At 70.4% G+C, this 17,606-nt stretch carries 18 protein-coding genes; 15 read left to right on the forward strand and 3 right to left on the reverse strand.

The window, feature by feature from the left end; genetic code table 11:
• The first annotated feature begins 8 nt into the window (after positions 1 to 8).
• A complete protein-coding gene (gene metG / locus HND92_RS15520; RefSeq protein WP_172208278.1) occupies positions 9 to 2,075 on the forward strand; it encodes a methionine--tRNA ligase in 2,067 nt (688 codons plus the stop codon).
• An 83-nt stretch (positions 2,076 to 2,158) separates the two neighbouring features.
• Positions 2,159 to 2,401, forward strand: coding sequence for a hypothetical protein (locus HND92_RS15525; protein WP_253940052.1), 243 nt, complete (start codon positions 2,159 to 2,161; stop codon positions 2,399 to 2,401).
• Positions 2,402 to 2,449: 48 nt separating this feature from the next.
• Here the strand turns inward: HND92_RS15525 and HND92_RS15530 are convergent, their stop codons facing one another.
• The gene (locus tag HND92_RS15530) at positions 2,450 to 3,463 is read right to left on the reverse strand and encodes an AraC family transcriptional regulator (protein ID WP_253940053.1); all 1,014 of its coding nucleotides are present in this window, start codon (positions 3,461 to 3,463) and stop codon (positions 2,450 to 2,452) included.
• Positions 3,464 to 3,578: 115 nt separating this feature from the next.
• On the opposite strand from HND92_RS15530, the gene HND92_RS15535 reads away from it, so the two are divergent.
• The 3 genes from HND92_RS15535 to HND92_RS15545 all read left to right on the forward strand — a co-directional run bounded on the left by HND92_RS15535 (position 3,579) and on the right by HND92_RS15545 (position 8,076).
• Complete coding sequence (locus HND92_RS15535; protein ID WP_172208282.1) at positions 3,579 to 5,192, forward strand: FAD-dependent oxidoreductase; 1,614 nt, start codon at positions 3,579 to 3,581, stop codon at positions 5,190 to 5,192.
• On the forward strand, positions 5,189 to 6,340 hold the full coding sequence (locus HND92_RS15540) for an L-lactate dehydrogenase (protein WP_172208284.1): 1,152 nt from the start codon (positions 5,189 to 5,191) through the stop codon (positions 6,338 to 6,340). Before HND92_RS15535 ends, HND92_RS15540 begins: the two co-directional genes overlap by 4 nt.
• 68 nt (positions 6,341 to 6,408) lie before the next feature.
• Positions 6,409 to 8,076 carry an acetolactate synthase large subunit gene (locus HND92_RS15545; protein ID WP_172208286.1) on the forward strand — a complete coding sequence of 556 codons (1,668 nt, stop codon included), beginning with the start codon at positions 6,409 to 6,411 and terminating at the stop codon, positions 8,074 to 8,076.
• A gap of 120 nt (positions 8,077 to 8,196) precedes the next feature.
• Here HND92_RS15545 and HND92_RS15550 read toward each other — a convergent pair whose 3' ends face one another.
• Positions 8,197 to 8,883 (reverse strand): YitT family protein, encoded by a 687-nt coding sequence (locus HND92_RS15550; RefSeq protein ID WP_011806587.1) that lies wholly within the window; start codon positions 8,881 to 8,883, stop codon positions 8,197 to 8,199.
• Positions 8,884 to 9,032: 149 nt separating this feature from the next.
• Positions 9,033 to 9,533: an outer membrane protein assembly factor BamE gene (bamE, locus tag HND92_RS15555; RefSeq protein ID WP_011806588.1), complete on the reverse strand. Its 501-nt coding sequence runs from the start codon at positions 9,531 to 9,533 to the stop codon at positions 9,033 to 9,035.
• Between the two features lie 144 nt (positions 9,534 to 9,677).
• On the opposite strand from bamE, the gene HND92_RS15560 reads away from it, so the two are divergent.
• From HND92_RS15560 to HND92_RS15605, 10 genes are all read left to right on the forward strand, one after another.
• Positions 9,678 to 9,881: a DUF3460 family protein gene (locus tag HND92_RS15560; RefSeq protein WP_011806589.1), complete on the forward strand. Its 204-nt coding sequence runs from the start codon at positions 9,678 to 9,680 to the stop codon at positions 9,879 to 9,881.
• Between the two features lie 75 nt (positions 9,882 to 9,956).
• Positions 9,957 to 10,817 (forward strand): ScpA family protein, encoded by an 861-nt coding sequence (locus tag HND92_RS15565; protein ID WP_172208288.1) that lies wholly within the window; start codon positions 9,957 to 9,959, stop codon positions 10,815 to 10,817.
• Positions 10,818 to 10,866: 49 nt separating this feature from the next.
• Positions 10,867 to 12,456 carry an L-aspartate oxidase gene (nadB, locus tag HND92_RS15570; RefSeq protein ID WP_172208290.1) on the forward strand — a complete coding sequence of 530 codons (1,590 nt, stop codon included), beginning with the start codon at positions 10,867 to 10,869 and terminating at the stop codon, positions 12,454 to 12,456.
• A 27-nt stretch (positions 12,457 to 12,483) separates the two neighbouring features.
• Complete coding sequence (gene panD, locus HND92_RS15575) at positions 12,484 to 12,864, forward strand: aspartate 1-decarboxylase (RefSeq protein ID WP_172208292.1); 381 nt, start codon at positions 12,484 to 12,486, stop codon at positions 12,862 to 12,864.
• A gap of 9 nt (positions 12,865 to 12,873) precedes the next feature.
• Positions 12,874 to 14,223, forward strand: a complete 1,350-nt coding sequence (gene bioA / locus HND92_RS15580) for an adenosylmethionine--8-amino-7-oxononanoate transaminase (RefSeq protein ID WP_172208294.1) — start codon at positions 12,874 to 12,876, stop codon at positions 14,221 to 14,223.
• Positions 14,220 to 14,900, forward strand: a complete 681-nt coding sequence (bioD, locus tag HND92_RS15585) for a dethiobiotin synthase (protein ID WP_172208296.1) — start codon at positions 14,220 to 14,222, stop codon at positions 14,898 to 14,900. Before bioA ends, bioD begins: the two co-directional genes overlap by 4 nt.
• Positions 14,897 to 16,099, forward strand: coding sequence for an 8-amino-7-oxononanoate synthase (gene bioF / locus HND92_RS15590; RefSeq protein ID WP_172208298.1), 1,203 nt, complete (start codon positions 14,897 to 14,899; stop codon positions 16,097 to 16,099). Before bioD ends, bioF begins: the two co-directional genes overlap by 4 nt.
• Positions 16,100 to 16,160: 61 nt before the next feature.
• The gene (gene queE, locus HND92_RS15595) at positions 16,161 to 16,799 is read left to right on the forward strand and encodes a 7-carboxy-7-deazaguanine synthase (protein WP_172208300.1); all 639 of its coding nucleotides are present in this window, start codon (positions 16,161 to 16,163) and stop codon (positions 16,797 to 16,799) included.
• 2 nt (positions 16,800 to 16,801) lie between these two features.
• The gene (locus tag HND92_RS15600; protein ID WP_231403436.1) at positions 16,802 to 17,188 is read left to right on the forward strand and encodes a 6-carboxytetrahydropterin synthase; all 387 of its coding nucleotides are present in this window, start codon (positions 16,802 to 16,804) and stop codon (positions 17,186 to 17,188) included.
• A gap of 30 nt (positions 17,189 to 17,218) precedes the next feature.
• The gene (locus HND92_RS15605; RefSeq protein ID WP_172208302.1) at positions 17,219 to 17,578 is read left to right on the forward strand and encodes a 5-carboxymethyl-2-hydroxymuconate Delta-isomerase; all 360 of its coding nucleotides are present in this window, start codon (positions 17,219 to 17,221) and stop codon (positions 17,576 to 17,578) included.
• Positions 17,579 to 17,606: the final 28 nt, after the last annotated feature.

The following is a 17,606-nucleotide window of genomic DNA, read 5'->3' on the forward strand; positions in this document are numbered from 1 at the left end:
CGCCCCCGATGACCGCACGCAAGATCTTCGTCACCACCGCCCTGCCGTATGCCAACGGCAATTTCCACATCGGCCACATCATGGAGTACATCCAGGCCGACACCTGGGTGCGCGCGCAGCGCATGCAGGGCAACGCGGTCAATTTCGTTGGCGCGGACGACGCCCATGGCGCGCCCATCATGATTGCCGCCGAGAAGGCGGGCAAGACGCCCCAGCAGTTCGTGGCCGACATCGCCGCCGGGCGCAAGCAATACCTGGATGGCTTTCACATCGCCTTCGACAACTGGAGCAACACCGACAGCCCGGAGAACCACGAGCTGTCCCAGCAGATCTACCTGGACCTGAAGGCCGCCGGCTTCATCGAGACGCGCACCATCGAGCAGTTCTTCGACCCCGAGAAGAACATGTTCCTGCCCGACCGCTTCATCAAGGGCGAGTGCCCGCGCTGCCATGCCAAGGACCAGTACGGCGACAACTGCGAGGTCTGCAGCTCGGTCTACGCGCCCACCGACCTGATCAACCCCTACTCGGCGCTGTCGGGCGCCAAGCCGGTGCTCAAGACCTCCGAGCACTTCTTCTTCAAGCTCTCCGACCCACGCGCGGTGGAGTTCCTGACCGAGTGGACGCAGAACGGCCAGCATGTGCAGCCCGAGGTGGCCGCCAAGATCAAGGAATGGTTCGGCACGCGCACCAATCCCGACGGCACGACCAGCGAAGGTCTGGACGACTGGGACATCTCCCGCGACGCCCCCTATTTCGGCATCGAGATCCCCGATGCGCCGGGCAAGTACTTCTACGTGTGGCTGGACGCCCCCGTGGGCTACCTGGCCTCGCTCAAGAACCTCTTGAACAAGCGCGGCGAGGACTACGACGCCTACATGGCCGACCCGCAGCTGGAGCAGTACCACTTCATCGGCAAGGACATCATCACCTTCCACACGCTGTTCTGGCCCGCCATGCTGAAGTTCAGCGGCCGCAAGACGCCCACGAAGATCTGCGTGCACGGCTTCATGACCGTGAACAACGGCGAGAAGATGAGCAAGAGCCGCGGCACGGGGCTGGACCCGCTCAAATACCTGGCCCTGGGCATGAACCCCGAGTGGCTGCGCTACTACCTGGGCGCCAAGCTCAACGGCAAGAACGAAGACATCGACTTCAACCCCGAAGACTTCATGGCCCGCGTGAATTCCGACCTGATCGGCAAGTACGTGAACATCGCCAGCCGTGCCGCGGGCTTCATCTTCAAGCGCTTCGGCGGCAAGCTGGGCGAAGTCAGCGCCGATGGCCAGGCGCTGCTGGCGCAGCTGCGCGAACAGGCCGGTCCCATCGTTGCGGCCTACGAGGCGCGCGACACGGCCCGCGCCGTGCGCGAGACCATGCTGCTGTGCGACCGCGTGAACAGCTACGTGGACGCCAACAAGCCCTGGGAGCTGGCCAAGCAGGAGGGCATGGAGGCGCGCCTGCAGGACGTCTGCACCACCTGCATCGAGGCCTTCCGCATCCTGACGATCTACCTCAAGCCCATCCTGCCGCAGGTGGCGGCCGAGGTGGCCCGCTTTCTCATCGTGCCGCCCGAGCAGTTTGCCGAAGTGGCCCAGCCCCTGGGCGCCGGCCACCAGATCGGCCAGTACCAGCACCTGATGCAGCGCGTGACGCAGGAGCAACTGGACGCGCTGTTCGAGCCGCCGGCTCCCGCAGTCGAAAAGGTCATCCCCGGCGGAGAGGAAATCGCCCCGACGATCACCATCGACGACTTTGCCAAGGTGGATCTGCGCATCGCGAAGATCGTGAAATGCGAGGCCGTGGAAGGCTCCACCAAGCTGCTGCGCCTGACACTGGACGTGGGCGAAGGGCAGACACGCAACGTCTTCAGCGGCATCGCCAGCATGTACAAGCCCGAGGACCTGCAGGGCAAGCTCACGGTGATGGTGGCCAATCTGGCGCCGCGCAAGATGAAGTTCGGCCTGAGCGAGGGCATGGTGCTGGCCGCCAGCCACGCCGACGAGAAGGCGCACCCCGGCATCTTCGTACTGGAGCCCTTCCCCGGCGCGCAGCCGGGCATGCGCATCCACTGATGCCCCAGCCTCGGCGATCGCGCCAGCCCCTGCGCCTTGCGGCGGCAGGGGTTTTTTTGTGCGCCTTGCTTTCGGGGTGCACGGTGGTGGCGGTGGGTGCAGCCGCCGTCAGTGTCACGGCGACCGCCGTGGGGCTGGCGGCCGACGCCGCCGTGGGCACGGCCAAGGTTGTCGGTAAAGGCGTGGGCAAGGCCTATGACGCGATGACCGACGAAGAAGACCACAGCGGCATCACCGTCCGCTACCGCGAAGGCGGCGCACCGCAGCCGCTGCCGGATGCCCCGCCGCAGGAGCAGGCGGCACCCACGCCTGAGGCGCTGCCGTAGCCGCTGCGCGCGTTGCCTGGCGGCACCCGCCACAGGACGGACGCATGGTCACGCCGAGGGTTCGCCCGGTGGCCGCGCGGCCTGCCGCCACTGCCCCGGTGTGCAGCCTGTCCAGCGGCGAAAGGCCCGGTTGAACACGCTGGGCTCCGCGAACCCCAGCGACTGGCTGATCTCGCCCAGCGGGCGGTCCGCCTGCGCCAGCGCGTGCAGTGCGGCCTGGTGCCGCGCCGCGTCCAGTACGGCGGTGTAGCTCAAGCCCAGCGCCTGCATGCGTCGCGCCAGGGTGCGCTCGCTCAGTCCCAGCGCTGCCGCGGCCTGGGCGCGCTCGGGGGCCTTGCCTTGCAGCGGCGCTTGCAATTGATCGGCCATCCATGCGTGCAGCGCCTGCGCCAGGTCGGCCGGCGCTGACAGCGCCGCCAGCCGTGTCGTCGCATGTTCGCGGTGCAGGCGCGCGAGCTGCTCGTCGGCCTGGGGCAGCGGCGCGTCCAGCAGCGCGTTGTCCAGCAGCACGCCGCTGAAGGCCTGCTCGAATTCCACGGCGCAGCCGAAGGCCTCGCGGTAACCCGCCAGCGGCCCGATGCGTGCCTGGCTGAACTGCACCTGCCGCGGACGCACCACCTGTCCCGTGACCCACCGCGCAAACGCCACGACCGCGGCCAGCACCGCCTCGATCTGGTGCGGGCTGAATGCCAGCGCGCCCTGGCGCGGGTGGTACACCACCCAGCTGGCGGTTTCGCCCGCGATCGTCTGGAAACGCCCGCCGTCGCTGATGAGGCGCTGGTACTGCTGCACCGCGGCAATGGCCGCGCGCAGGCTGGACGCGGACTGCAGCAGGTAGCTCACCACATTGAAACTGCCCGGCCCCACCTGTGCCCCCACCTTGAGGCCAAAACCCGAATCTTGCGTGCAGTGCACGGCTGCGCGCCACAGCCGCGTGATGTGGTCAATGGGCCAGCGCTCGTGCGCCAGCTCGGCCGGCACGATGCCCGCCTGCGCCAGCAGGCGCTCGCGCGCCACGCCCGCGCGCTCGGCGGCGGCCAGCACGGTGTTCACCCAACTCATCGAAACGCTGGCCTGCAAGGTCAATTTCCATGGCCTCCAAAGTCTATGCCGCGCCATGATATGCCGCTATCTTGGCCGGCAGTGCGCCACACAGAGCGCGCAAGGAGACAGCCGCATGGCAACCCAACATTCCGACACCGTCGTCATTGGCGGCGGTCTGGCCGGCATCGTGGCCGCGCTGGAGCTGCTGCGCGCGGGCCAGCGCGTCACGCTGGTGGACCGCGACACGCCTGAACGCTTCGGCGGCCTGGCGCTGCGGGCCTTCGGCGGCATGGCCCTGGTGGGCACGCCGCTGCAGGCAAAGATGAAGATCCCCGACACGCCCGAGCGTGCGCTGGCCGACTGGCTGCGCTTTGGCGAGCTGGACGCTGACGACCACTGGCCCCGCGCCTGGGCGCGCCACTACGTGGAGCATTCGCGCGCGCAGGTGCACGACTGGCTGTTGCAGGAGGGCGTGAAGTTCATGCCCGCGGTGAACTGGGTGGAGCGTGGATTGAACGGCGAGGGCAACAGCCTGCCGCGTTACCACATCGTCTGGGGCACCTCGCGCGAACTCACGCGGTGCCTGATCGCGGCGCTGCGGCGTGCGGGTGAAGGCAGCAGGCTCACACTGCTGCACGGCCACCGCGTCACGGCACTGGACCACCAGGGTGGACGGATCTCCGGCGCCGTGGCGGTGAACGAAGCCACGGGCGAGGAAGTACGCCTGCAAGCCCCGGTGGTGGTGCTGGCCATGGGCGGCATCAACGGCGGGCACGAGGAGACCCGCGCCAACTGGCCCCAGGGCCGGCCCCGCCCCGCCGCCATGCTCAATGGCGCGCACCCGTTCGCCGATGGCAAATTGCACCGCCACGCCGCCCGCCTGGGCGCGCAGATCACGCACGCGGGCGAGATGTGGAACTACGCGGCGGGCTTTCCACACCCGTTCCCGCATTTCGACGGGCACGGCCTGTCGGCCATTCCGTGCAAGTCGGCGCTGTGGCTGAACCACCGGGGCGAGCGCATCGGCCCCGCGCCGCTGGTCACCGGCTTCGACACGCACTGGCTGTGCCAGCGTGTGGCCGCGCAGGAAAAGCCCTGGACCTGGCACCTGCTCAACTGGCGCATCGCGGCCAAGGAGTTCGCCATCTCCGGCGCCGAGCACAACCAGCGCATCCGCGACAGGCAATTCCCGCAGTTCCTCAAGGAAACGCTGCTGGGCAACCACCGCCTGGTGCGCCAGATGCAGCGGCAAAGCCCGCATTTCCTGGTGGACGACACGCTGGCCGGGCTGGCCGCGAAGATGAACGCGCTGACCGCCTCGCTCGATGTGGCGCCTGAGGTACTGCAGGCCACGGCCGACGCGTTCGACGCCAACTTCGCCCACGGCGCCAAGCTGCACAACGACGACCAGATCCGCCGCATCCTGCACGCGCGCCAGTGGGGCCCCGACCGGCTGCGCACCTGCGCGCCCGCACCGCTGCAACAACGCGGCGCGGGGCCGTTCATCGCCATCCAGATGCAGCTCATTACGCGCAAAAGCCTGGGCGGGCTGCAAACGGACCTGCACAGCCGCGTTCTCGACGGCGCAGGCCAGCCCATCGACGGCCTGTACTGCGTGGGCGAGGCGGCAGGTTTTGGCGGCGGCGGTGCGAACGGCAAGCGCTCGCTGGAAGGCACCTTTTTGCCCGGCTGCATCCTCACCGCACGCGCAGCGGCGCGCGCCATCACCGGGAGGGCCGGCGCATGAGGGGCTACCCCGCATCGGTCGCCGACTGGCGCCGCCTCGCAGCGCAGCGCCTGCCGCGCTTCCTGTTCGACTACATCGACGGCGGCGCCAGCGACGAGCGCACGCTGGCCGCCAACGTGCACGACCTCGCCGCCCTGCGCCTGCGCCAGCGCGTGCTGGTGGACGTGGCCCAGGTGGACACCCGCGCCACCCTGGCAGGCCAACCCTGCGCGCTGCCGCTGGCGCTGGCGCCCATCGGTCTGGCGGGCATGGCCGCGCGCCGGGGCGAGGCGCAGGCCGCGCGCGCGGCGTGGGCGGCGGGCGTGCCATTCACGCTCTCCACCGTGGGCATCTGCCCCATCTCCGAGGTGGCGGCCGCCGCCGGTACGCCTCCCTGGTTCCAGCTCTACATGCTGCGCGACCGCGGCGCGGTGCGCGCGCTGCTGGACGGTGCCTGGGCCGCCGGCTGCCGCACGCTGGTCTTCACGGTGGACCCGCCGCTGCCCGGCATGCGCCTGCGCGACATCCGCCACGGCATGGCCGCGAGCGGCGTGCGCCCGGCGCTCATCCGCGCCGCACAGGTGCTGGCGCGCCCCGGCTGGGTGCAGGACGTGGCGCTGCGCGGCCAGCCGCTGCGCTTTGGCAACCTGACCGCGCAGGTGCCCGGCGCGCGCGACCTAAACGCCTTCAAGGCCTGGGTGGACGCGCAGTTCGACCCCAGCGTGACATGGCAGGACATCGACTGGCTGCGCGGCCAATGGAAGGGCCTCCTGCTGCTCAAGGGCATTCTGGACGTGCAGGACGCCCAAGCCGCCGTGCAGGTGGGCGCGGACGGCATCGTCGTCTCCAACCACGGCGGGCGCCAGCTCGACAGCGTGGCCTCGACCGCCGCCAAGCTGCCCGCCATCGCCCAGGCTGTGGGCGCGCAGACTGAGGTGCTGGTGGACGGCGGCGTGCGCAGCGGCGTGGATGTGTTCAAGGCCCTGGCCCTGGGCGCGCGCGGTGTGCTCATCGGCCGCCCCTGGGTGTGGGCGCTGGCGGCGCAGGGCGAGGCGGGCGTGCGCACCCTGCTGGCCCAGTGGCAGCGCGAGTTGCTGCTGGCAATGACGCTGGCGGGCGTGACGCGCGTGGCCGACATCGGCCCCCAGCACCTCGACACGGATTTATGACAAAAAACGGCTCCAGCGCTTATCCATCAAACGCCAGCAGCTATCAATAAAGAAGCAAGGAGATTCCCATGAACGGCGCACAAGCCCTGCTCAAGACCCTGGCCGATGCCGGTATCGAGGTCTGCTTCACCAACCCCGGCACGAGCGAGATGCACTTCGTCGCCGCGCTGGACAGCGAGCCGCGCATGCGCGCCGTGCTGGCGCTGTTCGAGGGCGTGGCCACCGGCGCGGCCGACGGCTACGCACGCATGGCCGGCAAGCCCGCCGCCACGCTGCTGCACCTGGGCTGCGGCCTGGGCAACGGCCTGGCCAACCTGCACAACGCACGCAAGGGCAAGGTGCCGGTGGTCAACATCGTGGGCGACCACGCCACGTACCACACGCAGTACGACGCGCAGCTGCAGTCCGACATCGAGACCGTGGCGCGCAACGTCTCGCCCGGCTTCGTGCGCACCGCGCAAAGCACTGCGGCCCTGTGCCAGGACGCGGCAGACGCCATTGCTGCCGCGCGCGGCCTGCCGGGCCAGGTGGCCACGCTGGTCCTGCCGGCCGACGTGTCGTGGGGCGAGGGCGGCCAGCCCTGCCCGCCCCCGGAGGTGCCCGCGCCCGCGGCCGCCAGCGACGAGGCCGTGCAGGCCCTGGCTCAGACCCTCATGCAGGCCATCCGCGCGGGTGAGAAGACCGTGCTGCTGCTGGGCGGCCACGCGCTGCGCGAGGGGGCGCTGCGCAGCGCCGCGCGCATTGCCGCCCACAGCGGCGTGCAGTTGCTCGCCGAGGTGTTTCCCACCCGCATGGAGCGCGGCGCGGGCCTGCCCGCCGTGGAGCGCGTGGCCTACCTGGCCGAGTTGGCCGGCGTGCAACTGGCGGGCGCGCGGCACCTGGTGCTGGTCGATGCGAAGTCGCCCGTCTCGTTCTTCGCCTACCCCGGCAAGGCCAGCGACCTGGTGCCCGCAGGCTGCACGGTGCACACCCTGTGCAGCCCGGCGCAGGACGCGGCGGCAAGCCTGGACAAGCTGTCCGCCGCGCTGGGCGCCAGCGCCACGCAGCCGCCCCTGGCCCCGGCGCAGCGCCCCGGCCGCCCGCGCGGGCCGCTCACCGCGCCCAAAGTGTGCAAGGCCGTGGGCCACCTGCTGCCCGAGAACGCCATCCTCATCGACGAGGCCATCACCTCCGGCCTGATGCTGGGCGTGATGACGGCGGGCTGCCCGCGCCACGACCTGATCACACTGACCGGCGGCGCCATCGGCCAGGGCCTGCCCAATGCCGTGGGCGCGGCCATCGCCTGCCCCAACCGCCCGGTGATCGCACTGATCGGCGACGGCACGGCGATGTACACCCTCCAGGCGCTGTGGAGCATGGCGCGTGAGAACCTGCATGTGGTGTCCGTGATCTTCAACAACGCCAGCTACTCGGTGCTGAACGTGGAGCTGGAGCGCGTGGGCGCTGAGCAAGCGGGCCCCAAGGCCAAGTCGCAGCTCGACCTGAAGGGCCCGGTACTCAACTTCGCCCAGCTCGCGCAGGGCATGGGCGTGCATGCGGTGCGCGCCAGCACGGCCGAGGACTTTTGCCAGGCGCTGGAATACGCGCTGGCGCACCCCGGGCCGCACCTGATCGAAGCACTGGTGCCCGAGTCGCTCGCCGGCCCCAAACGCAAAGTGCTGCCCTGGCTGCTGCGCGCCCTGCCCAGCCTGCCGCCGCAGGTGGCGCGCGCGCTCAAGCGCAAGATCGCGCCGTGAGGCGGCCGAGAGCCCCACGCAAGAAAGCCCCGCACCGCGGGGCTTTCTTTATATGAATGATTTTGGCCTCTAGCGCTTTCCAGACAAGCGCGAGCAGCTCACTTTTTCATATCAACGGCATCAACCGCCCTGGTAGCGTCCCGGCCGGTGGCTCACCCACAGGAACACGCACATCACCACCGTGGCGAGCACCGACCAGGCCACGCGCTGCCATGGCACCACGCACAGCGCCAGCAGCACCACGCAGCAGTCGATGCCCAACTGCACCTTGCCAGCCCGGATGCCGTGGCGCTGCTGCGCGTAAAGCGACACGATGGTCGCGCCGCCCAGGCTGGACTGGTGGCGCGCCAGGAACAGCACGCCCGTGCCCATCAGCAACCCTCCGGCCACCGCGGCGAACGCCGGGTGCAGGTAGTCGATGTGGAACACGTTCGGCGCCAGCACCATCACCAGCGACAGCATGGCCACGCAGACGAAGGTCTTGAGCGTGAAGGCGCGCCCCAGGTGGCGCCAGGCAAACCAGTAAAACGGCAGGTTGATGAGGAAGTACACCGCGCCGAACGACCAGCCCGTGGCGTAGTGCAGCACGAACGCCAGCCCCGCCGTGCTGCCCGTGAGCAGCCCGGCCTGGGCGTACATGAGCATGGCCAGCCCGACGAACAGCGAGCCGGCGAACAGCGCCTGGGCGTCCTCGAACGGGCCGTGGCGCAGGGTGGCGTTGGAAGAGGGAACGTGCGCCGCGCCAGCGGGCGCGAGTGCGGAAAGAGACGATTGGGCGTGCAAAGTGTGTGCGGTGCGGCTGGCCATGGTGTGGTTCCTGAGCATCCTGCGGGCGGCGCTGGTGGCGCCGGGGCGCAATCATCTCATGGAAAACCCTAGGTCTGCTGGACGCCCGCGCCCGTCCCTCCCCGCTCGCGCATTTCAGGGCGGCTCCAAGGAGGCGGCCCAGGATCGGCTCAAGGACCGTCGTGCAGCTTCTCGGTGCTGGCCGCACGCAGCACGCGCCCGTCGGCGCCGAACACCACGGTGAACAGCTTCTCCTGCGCGGGGGCGTCGGTCCAGTGCCAGTCCCACTCTGTCTCCTGCTTGAGCTCGTAGGTCACCTGCTTGCCAGGCTTGCCCAGCAGGCGGCGCACCTGCTCCTGCGTCATGCCGGGCTGCACCTTGGCGAAGTGGTGCGGCGCCAGCACCTGGCGCAGCGCGCTCATCTTGCCGTCGGTGCCGATGGTGATCATGTAGTTGCGCCGCCCGGCCGGCTGGCGGTTGTACTCCAGGGTGCGCGAGCCGTCGGCCTCCTGCCAGACCTGCTCGGGCTCGCCAAAGCGCGCGCGTACGTCTTGCTCGGTAGAGACGCCCTCTTCCAGCTCGCGGATGCGCTGCTCGTCGCAGCCCGCCAGCAGGGTGAGCACGGCCAGCAGGGAGGCGCCCGCGCCCTTGAGCCAGTGGTGTAAAGCCATCGGTAGGTCCATCCTCATGGTGATCGGCCGCCCGGTCGCGGCGCACAGGCTGCACTGTAGAGCGTCCGCGGGCCTGCCGCACGGGCCGTCGCCCAGGGGCCGGGGCTAAAATGCGCGGTTACCAAGAGGCTCACGCACCGCACCATGTCCTTCTTTCGCCGCCCCGACTACGAATCCGACACCACCCAGTTCATCAAGCAGCTCAAGGCCCAGAAGCCCGAGCTGGATGCCCAGCAGCAGGCCGGCCGCGCCCTGCTGTGGGACAAGCAGGTGGACCGCGATGCCTGGCAGGACTACAACGCCGGGCGCATCCCCCAGCAGCCCTACGTGTACCAGTCGCGCTCCTGAGCGCGCTACACATCAAATCAGGCTCCAGCGCCCATGCAGCAAGCGCTGGAAGCTATTGAATAAATAGTAAGCTCCATGGCCGCCCCGCGTTTCACCGCGACTGCCGCCGACGGTGCGCCGCCGGCCTCTGGCGACGGCCTGCCGCAGGTGGTGGACCAGGTGGCGCTGGCGCGCCTGTATGGCGAGCCCCTGTTCGCGCTGCCGCAGGACCTGTACATCCCCCCCGACGCGCTGGAGGTGTTCCTGGAGGCCTTCGAAGGCCCGCTGGATCTGCTGCTGTACCTGATCCGCAAGCAGAACTTCAACATCCTGGACATCCCCATGCTGGATGTCACGCGCCAGTACCTCGGCTACGTGGAGGAGATCCGCAGCCGCAACCTGGAGCTGGCGGCCGAGTACCTGCTGATGGCGGCGATGCTCATCGAGATCAAGTCGCGCATGCTGCTGCCGCCCAAGAAGCAGGAAGGCAGCGCCGAGCCCGAGGACCCGCGCGCCGAACTGGTACGCCGCCTGCTGGAGTACGAGCAGATCAAGCTGGCCGCCATGCGCCTGAACCAGGTGCCGCAGTACGGCCGCGACTTCCTCCGCGCGCAGGTCACCATCGAGCAGAGCCTGCAGCCGCGCTTTCCGGACGTGAGCCTGACCGACCTGCAGGAAGCCTGGCGCGACATCTTGAAGCGCGCCAAGCTGGTGCAGCACCACAAGATCACGCGCGAGGAACTCTCGGTGCGCGAATACATGAGCCATGTGCTCAAGGCGCTGCAGGGCCGGCGCTTCGTGGAATTCGAGGAACTGTTCCAGCCCGAGAAGGGCGGCACCGTGCTCGTGGTGACCTTCATCGCGCTGCTGGAGCTGGCCAAGGAAACCCTCATCGAGATCACCCAGGCCGAGGCGTTCGCACCCATCTACGTGCGCCTGGCCTATACGCCTGTCTGATCGCCCCCATCCCCCTCGCCACGGCCGGGTGGCTGCGGCGCACATTGCCATGACCTCACACGACTTCGACGTACTCATCGTAGGCAGCGGCCTCGCAGGGCTGACCGCCGCGCTAAAGCTGGCGCCCACCCACCGCGTGGCCGTCCTCACCAAGCGCCAGCTGGCCGACGGCGCCAGCGGCTGGGCCCAGGGCGGCATCGCCGCCGTGCTGGCGGAGGGCGACAGCTTCGAGTCGCACGTGCAGGACACGCTGGTGGCCGGCGCAGGCCTGTGCGACCTGGCGGCCACGCGCTTCGTGGTGGAGAACGCGCCGCAGGCCATCCGCTGGCTGCAGGGCCTGGGCGTGCCGTTCTCGCAGGAAGACGGCGCCCTGCACCTCACGCGCGAAGGCGGCCACAGCGCGCGGCGCATCGTGCACGCCACCGACGCCACGGGCGCGGCCGTGCAGCGCACGCTGATCGACGTGGTGCGCGCCACGCCCGGCATCACGCTGTTCGAACACCACACCCTGGTGGACCTGATCACCAGCGCCAAGCTGGGACTGGCTGGCGCGCAGCGCTGCCTGGGCCTGTACGCGCTGGACGAGGCCACCGACGAGGTGCTCACCTTTCGCGCACCGCACACCATCCTGGCCACGGGGGGCGCGGGCAAGGTGTACCTGTACACCACCAACCCCGACACGGCCACGGGCGACGGCATTGCCGCGGCCTGGCGCGCGGGCTGCCGCGTGTCCAACCTGGAGTTCATCCAGTTCCACCCCACGTGCCTGTACCACCCGCACGTCAAGAGCTTCCTCATCACCGAGGCCGTGCGTGGCGAGGGCGGGCAACTCAAGCTGCCGCCGCAGGCCGGCGGCACGCGCTTCATGCCCCAGCACGACGCGCGCGCCGAACTGGCGCCGCGCGACATCGTGGCGCGCGCCATCGACTTCGAGATGAAAAAGCACGGCCTGGACTGCGTGCACCTGGACATCTCGCACCAAAGCCCCGCGTTCCTGCAGGCGCACTTTCCCACCATCCTCGCGCGCTGCGCGGAGCTGGGCATCGACATCACGCGCGAGCCCATCCCCGTGGTGCCCGCCGCGCACTACACCTGCGGCGGCGTGCTGACCGACCTGGCGGGCCGCACCGACCTGCACGGCCTCTTCGCCATTGGCGAGACCGCCTGCACCGGCCTGCACGGCGCCAACCGCCTGGCCAGCAACTCGCTGCTGGAATGCATGGTGTTCGCGCGCGCCGCGGCCGCCCACATCCAGCAGGCGCAGCGCGCGGATCTGCCTCCGTTGCCCGCGTGGGACGACAGCCGCGTGACCGACGCCGACGAGTGCGTGGTCATCTCGCACAACTGGGACGAGCTGCGCCGCTTCATGTGGGACTACGTGGGCATCGTGCGCACGGACAAGCGCCTGGAGCGCGCGGCGCACCGCATCGCGCTGCTGCAGGGCGAGATCCAGGAGTTCTATGCCAACTTCCACGTCACGCGCGACCTGCTGGAACTGCGCAACCTGGTGCAGGTGGCCGACCTGATCGTGAAAAGCGCGCAGATGCGCCATGAAAGCCGCGGCCTGCACTTCAGCCGCGACTGGCCCGACATGGCCGCCCCCGCCGCGCCCACCATCCTGGTGCCGCCCGCACGCTGACCCCTTTTCACAATCCAAGGAGATTCCATGTACCGCACCCTGCTCAAATCCAAGATCCATCGCGTCAAGACCACGCACTGCGAGCTGCACTACGAGGGCTCGTGCGCCATCGACGAAGACCTGCTGGAGGCCGCCAACATCTGCGAGAACGAGCAGGTGCACATCTGGAACGTGGACAACGGCGAGCGCTTCGTCACCTACGCCATCAAGGGCCAGCGCGGCAGCGGCATGGTCTCGGTGAACGGCTCGGCCGCGCGCCGCGCCGCCGTGGGCGACCTGCTCATCATCGCGGCCTTCGCCCAGGTGCACGAGGAACACGTGGCCGCGCACCAGCCGCAACTCGTGTTCGTGGACGAGCGCAACCGCCAGGTGGCGCTGCGCCACCACGTGCCCACGCAGTCGCTCTGAGCCCGCCCCATGACCGACACCCTCGCCGCGCGCAGCCTCGCCAGCGTCTGGCACCCCTGCACGCAGATGAAGCGCCACGAGGCCGAGCCGCCCGTGGCCATCGCGCGCGCCCAGGGGCCGTGGCTCCACGGCGCCGACGGCCGCCGGTACCTCGACGGCATCAGCTCCTGGTGGGTCAACCTGTTCGGCCACGGCCACCCGCACATCCAGGCGGCGCTCACCGACCAGCTCGCGCGGCTCGACCACGTGATGCTCGCGGGCTTCACGCACGCGCCCGTGGTGGAGCTGTCCGAGCGCCTGGCCGCGCTCACGGGCCTGGGCCATGCCTTCTACGGCAGCGACGGTGCCTCCGCCACCGAGATCGCGCTCAAGATGAGCGCGCACTACTGGCGCAACCAGGGCCGCCCGGCCAAGAGCCGCTTCGTGGGCCTGGCCGGCGGCTACCACGGCGAGACCGTGGGCGCGCTGGCCGTGACCGACATCGCCCTCTTCCGCGAGGCCTACGCGCCCCTCGTGCGCCTGGCCGCCACCGTGCAGAGCCCCGACGCGCGCAATGCGCGGCCCGGCGAATCAGCCCGCGATATGGCCCTGCGCGCCGCCGCCGCGCTCGAAGCCTGGCTGGCCGAGCACCATGCCACCACGGCCGCGCTGATCCTCGAACCCCTGGTGCAGTGCGCCGCCGGCATGGCCATGCACGACGCCGAATACCTGCGCCAGGCGCGCGCGCTGTGCGACCGCTACGAGGTGCATCTGGTCGCCGACGAAATCGCCGTGGGCTTCGGCCGCACGGGCAGCATGTTCGCGCACCAGCAGGCGGGCATCCGGCCCGACTTCCTCTGCCTGTCCAAGGGCCTCACGGGCGGCACGCTGCCGCTGTCGGCCGTGCTGACCACGGATGCGGTCTACGCCGCCTTCTACGACGACGACGTGGCACGCGGCTTCCTGCACTCGCACTCCTACACCGGCAACCCTCTGGCCTGCCGCGCGGCGCTGGCCACGCTGGAGCTGTTCGAGCAGACCGATGCGCTCGCGCGCAATGGGCAGCTCGCTCAAGCCATCGATGCGGCCTGCGCGCCGCTCACGACGCACCCACGCGTGCGCCACGCGCGCCGCCAGGGCATGGTCTGGGCCTGGGACGTGGAAACCACCCTGCCCGACTTCGCACGCCGCTACCACCGCCACGCCATGGCGCGCGGCCTGCTGCTGCGCCCCATCGGCACCACCGTCTACGCCATGCCGCCCTACGTGCTCGACGCCGAGGCGGTGCAGCACCTCGCAGTCAACGCCCTGTCCGCGCTCGACGCCACGCTGGCCGAGGAAGCCGGCACGCCCACCTCCACGGAGGAACGCCTGCCATGACCCTGGGCGTATTCGTCACCGGCACCGACACGGGCGTGGGCAAGAGCCTCGCCTCGGCCGCGCTCCTGCACGCGCTCGCGCGCCACCATGCTCGCGTGGTGGGCATGAAGCCCGTGGCCGCAGGCGCCGAATGGCACGGCGGCCAGTTGGCCAACGAGGATGCCGTCGCGCTGCGCGCCGCCTCCACCGTGGCCGTGCCTCCCGAACTCGACAACCCCGTGCTGCTGCCCGACCCGCTCTCGCCGCACATCGCAGCCGCGCGCGCCGGGGTACGCATTCACATCCCCGCCATCGTGCAAAGCTACCGCCAGCTCGCCGAGCGCGCCGATGCCGTGGTGGTCGAGGGCGCGGGCGGCTTCCACGTGCCGCTGTCCGACACCGAGACCGGCGCCGACCTGGCCCAGGCCCTGGCCCTGCCCGTGGTGCTGGTGGTGGGCCTGCGCCTGGGCTGCCTGAACCACGCCGCGCTCACGGCCGAGGCGATCCGCGCGCGCGGCCTCACGCTCGCGGGCTGGGTCGCCAACCGCGTGGACCCGCAAATGCTGGCCCCCGCAGACAACATCGCCTGGCTGCGCCAGCACCTGGGCGTGCCGCTGCTGGCCACGCTGCCGCACCAGCCCCGGCCCGATGCGCGCGCCCTCGCCGCGCTCTACCAATTGCCCCCTGACTGGACATGACCTCCTGGATCGACGAATTCCCCGCGCGCATCGCCGCGCTGGACGATGCCCACCTGCGCCGCAGGCGCCGCGCCGTGGCGCCCGCCGAGGGCGCCCACCTGCGGGTGGACGGCACCCCCATGCTGGCCTTCTGCAGCAACGACTACCTGGGCCTCGCAGCCCACCCTGCCCTGGCCGAAGCCGCCTGCGCGGGTACGCGCGAGTTCGGCGTGGGCTCGGGCGGCTCTCCCCTGGTCAGCGGCCACAGCGAGGCCAACGCCGCGCTGGAGCAAGACCTCGCGCACTTCGTGCAGCTGCCGCGCGCGCTCTACTTCTATGCGGGCTACGCCACCAACATCGGCATCGTGCCCGCGCTCGTGGGCGCGGGCGATGCGCTGTTCTCCGACGCGCTCAACCACGCCTGCCTGATCGACGGCGCGCGCCTGTCTCGCGCCACGGTGCACCGCTACCCGCATGCGGACCTCGCCGCGCTCGACGCCCTGCTCGCGGCCAGCCCCGCACGGCGCAAGCTCGTGATCAGCGATGCCGTGTTCAGCATGGACGGCGACGTGGCCGATGTGCGCGCGCTGCACGCGCTGTGCGAGCGGCATGACGCGCTGCTGCTGATCGACGACGCGCACGGCTTCGGCGTGCTCGGCCCCGAGGGGCGCGGCACGCTGGCCGAGGCGGGCCTCGTCGGCGCCCATGCCTCGCCGCGCGTGCTCTACATGGCCACGCTGGGCAAGGCTGCGGGCGTGGCGGGCGCCTTCGTCGCAGGGCCCGACGCGCTCGTCGAATGGCTGGTGCAGAAGACGCGCAGCTACATCTTCGCCACGGCCGCGCCCGCGCTGCTGGCACGCGCGCTGCAGGCCAGCCTGCGCGTGATCGCCGCCGAAGGCTGGCGGCGCGAGCACCTGGCGCAGCGCATCGCCCAGCTGCGCGACGGCCTGGCGCCGCTGCTGCAGGGCACGCACTGGCAGCTGGGCGACTCGCGCACGGCCGTGCAGGCTCTGGTGATCGGCGCCAACGACGAGGCCCTGGCCGTGATGGAAGGCCTGCGCGCGCGCGGCCTGTGGGTGCCCGCGATCCGCCCGCCCACGGTGCCCGAAGGCACGGCGCGGCTGCGCATCGCGCTGTCGGCCGCCCACACCGAGGCCGATGTGGCCCAATTGCTGGGCGCGCTGGCCGAACTCGCGCCGCGCACGGGGAAGGCCGTATGAGCGCCGCGCCGGGCCGCCCCAAGCAAGCTCGCACCGCAGTGCGCAGCACGGAGGTTATCCCATGAGCTACAGCGTCAAGGAAATCTTCTACACCCTGCAGGGCGAGGGCGGCCAGGCCGGCATGCCCGCCGTGTTCTGCCGCTTCGCGGGCTGCAACCTCTGGAGCGGCCGCGAGCAGGACCGCGCGAGTGCCATCTGCCGCTTCTGCGACACCGACTTCGTGGGCACCGACGGCACGCTGGGCGGCAAGTTCGCCGACGCGGGCGCACTGGCACACCAGATCGCGGCGCAATGGCCCGCGCAGGATCGCGCCCACCGCCTCGTGGTGCTCACGGGCGGCGAGCCGCTGCTGCAGGTCGACGCGCCGCTGATCGACGCGCTGCATGCCGAGGGCTTTCGCATCGCCGTGGAGAGCAACGGCACCATCGCGGCGCCGCCCGGCATCGACTGGCTGTGCATCAGCCCCAAGGCCGGTGCCGAGTGGGTGCAGCGCGAGGGCCAAGAGCTCAAGCTGGTCTGGCCCCAAAGCGGCCTGGACCTCGACGCGCTCGAAACCACGGGCCGTTTCACCCACCGTTTCCTGCAGCCCATGGACGGCCCCGACCAGGCGGCCCACATCGCGCTGTGCATCGATCTCTGCATGCAGCGCCCGGCGTGGCGCCTGAGCCTGCAGACCCACAAGCTCACCGGCATCCGCTGACGATGCCCCACCCCGCCATGCCGCAGCAATACACCGTCCACCAGCGCATCTTCTTCGACGCGGCCCACACCCTGCGCCGCGAGATCGAGGCCGAGGGCAGCCGCCGCATCCACGGCCACACGTACCACGCCGAGGTTTCGCTCACCGGGCCGCTCGACCCCGCCACGGGCATGGTCCAGGACCTGGGCTACCTGCGCCAGCGCCTGGCCGTGCTGCGCGAGCGGCTCGACCACCACCTGCTCGACGAGGTGCCGGGCCTGGGCATCCCCACGCTCGAGAACCTCTGCCGTTTCATCGCCGAGGCCCTGTCCGACATGCAGCCCCCGCCCAGCCGCGTGCGCGTGTGGCGCGACGCGCTCGGCGACGGCTGCACGCTCGACCTGTCCTGAACCCCTTTCCCCGAACCACCGAGACCTGCCATGCCCCACCTGATCGTTGAATACTCCCGCAACCTCGCCGGCTTCCCCGAGGCCCAGGCGCTCGCCGAACTCAACGCCGCCGTCTGCGCGAGCCCCGAGGTGGCCGACGAGGCCGACCTCAAGAGCCGCATCGCGCCCGTGCCGCAGTTCGAGATCGGTACCGCGCCCGCGAACCGCGGCTTCGTGCACGCGCAGCTGCGCCTGCTCTCAGGCCGCACGCCAGAGGCCAAGAAAGACCTCTCGGAGCGCGTGGCCGGCGTGCTGCGCCGCCTCACACCCCACCCCGCAGGCGTGATGGTGCAGCTCAGCGTGGAGATCGTGGACATGGACCGGCCGTCCTATGTGAAGGAACGGCTCTAACGTCGTTTTCAAGAAAATGGCCCGCAGC

The organism is Diaphorobacter sp. JS3050, from assembly GCF_013154915.1.
GTDB classification, from domain to species: Bacteria; Pseudomonadota; Gammaproteobacteria; order Burkholderiales; family Burkholderiaceae_C; genus Diaphorobacter; species Diaphorobacter nitroreducens.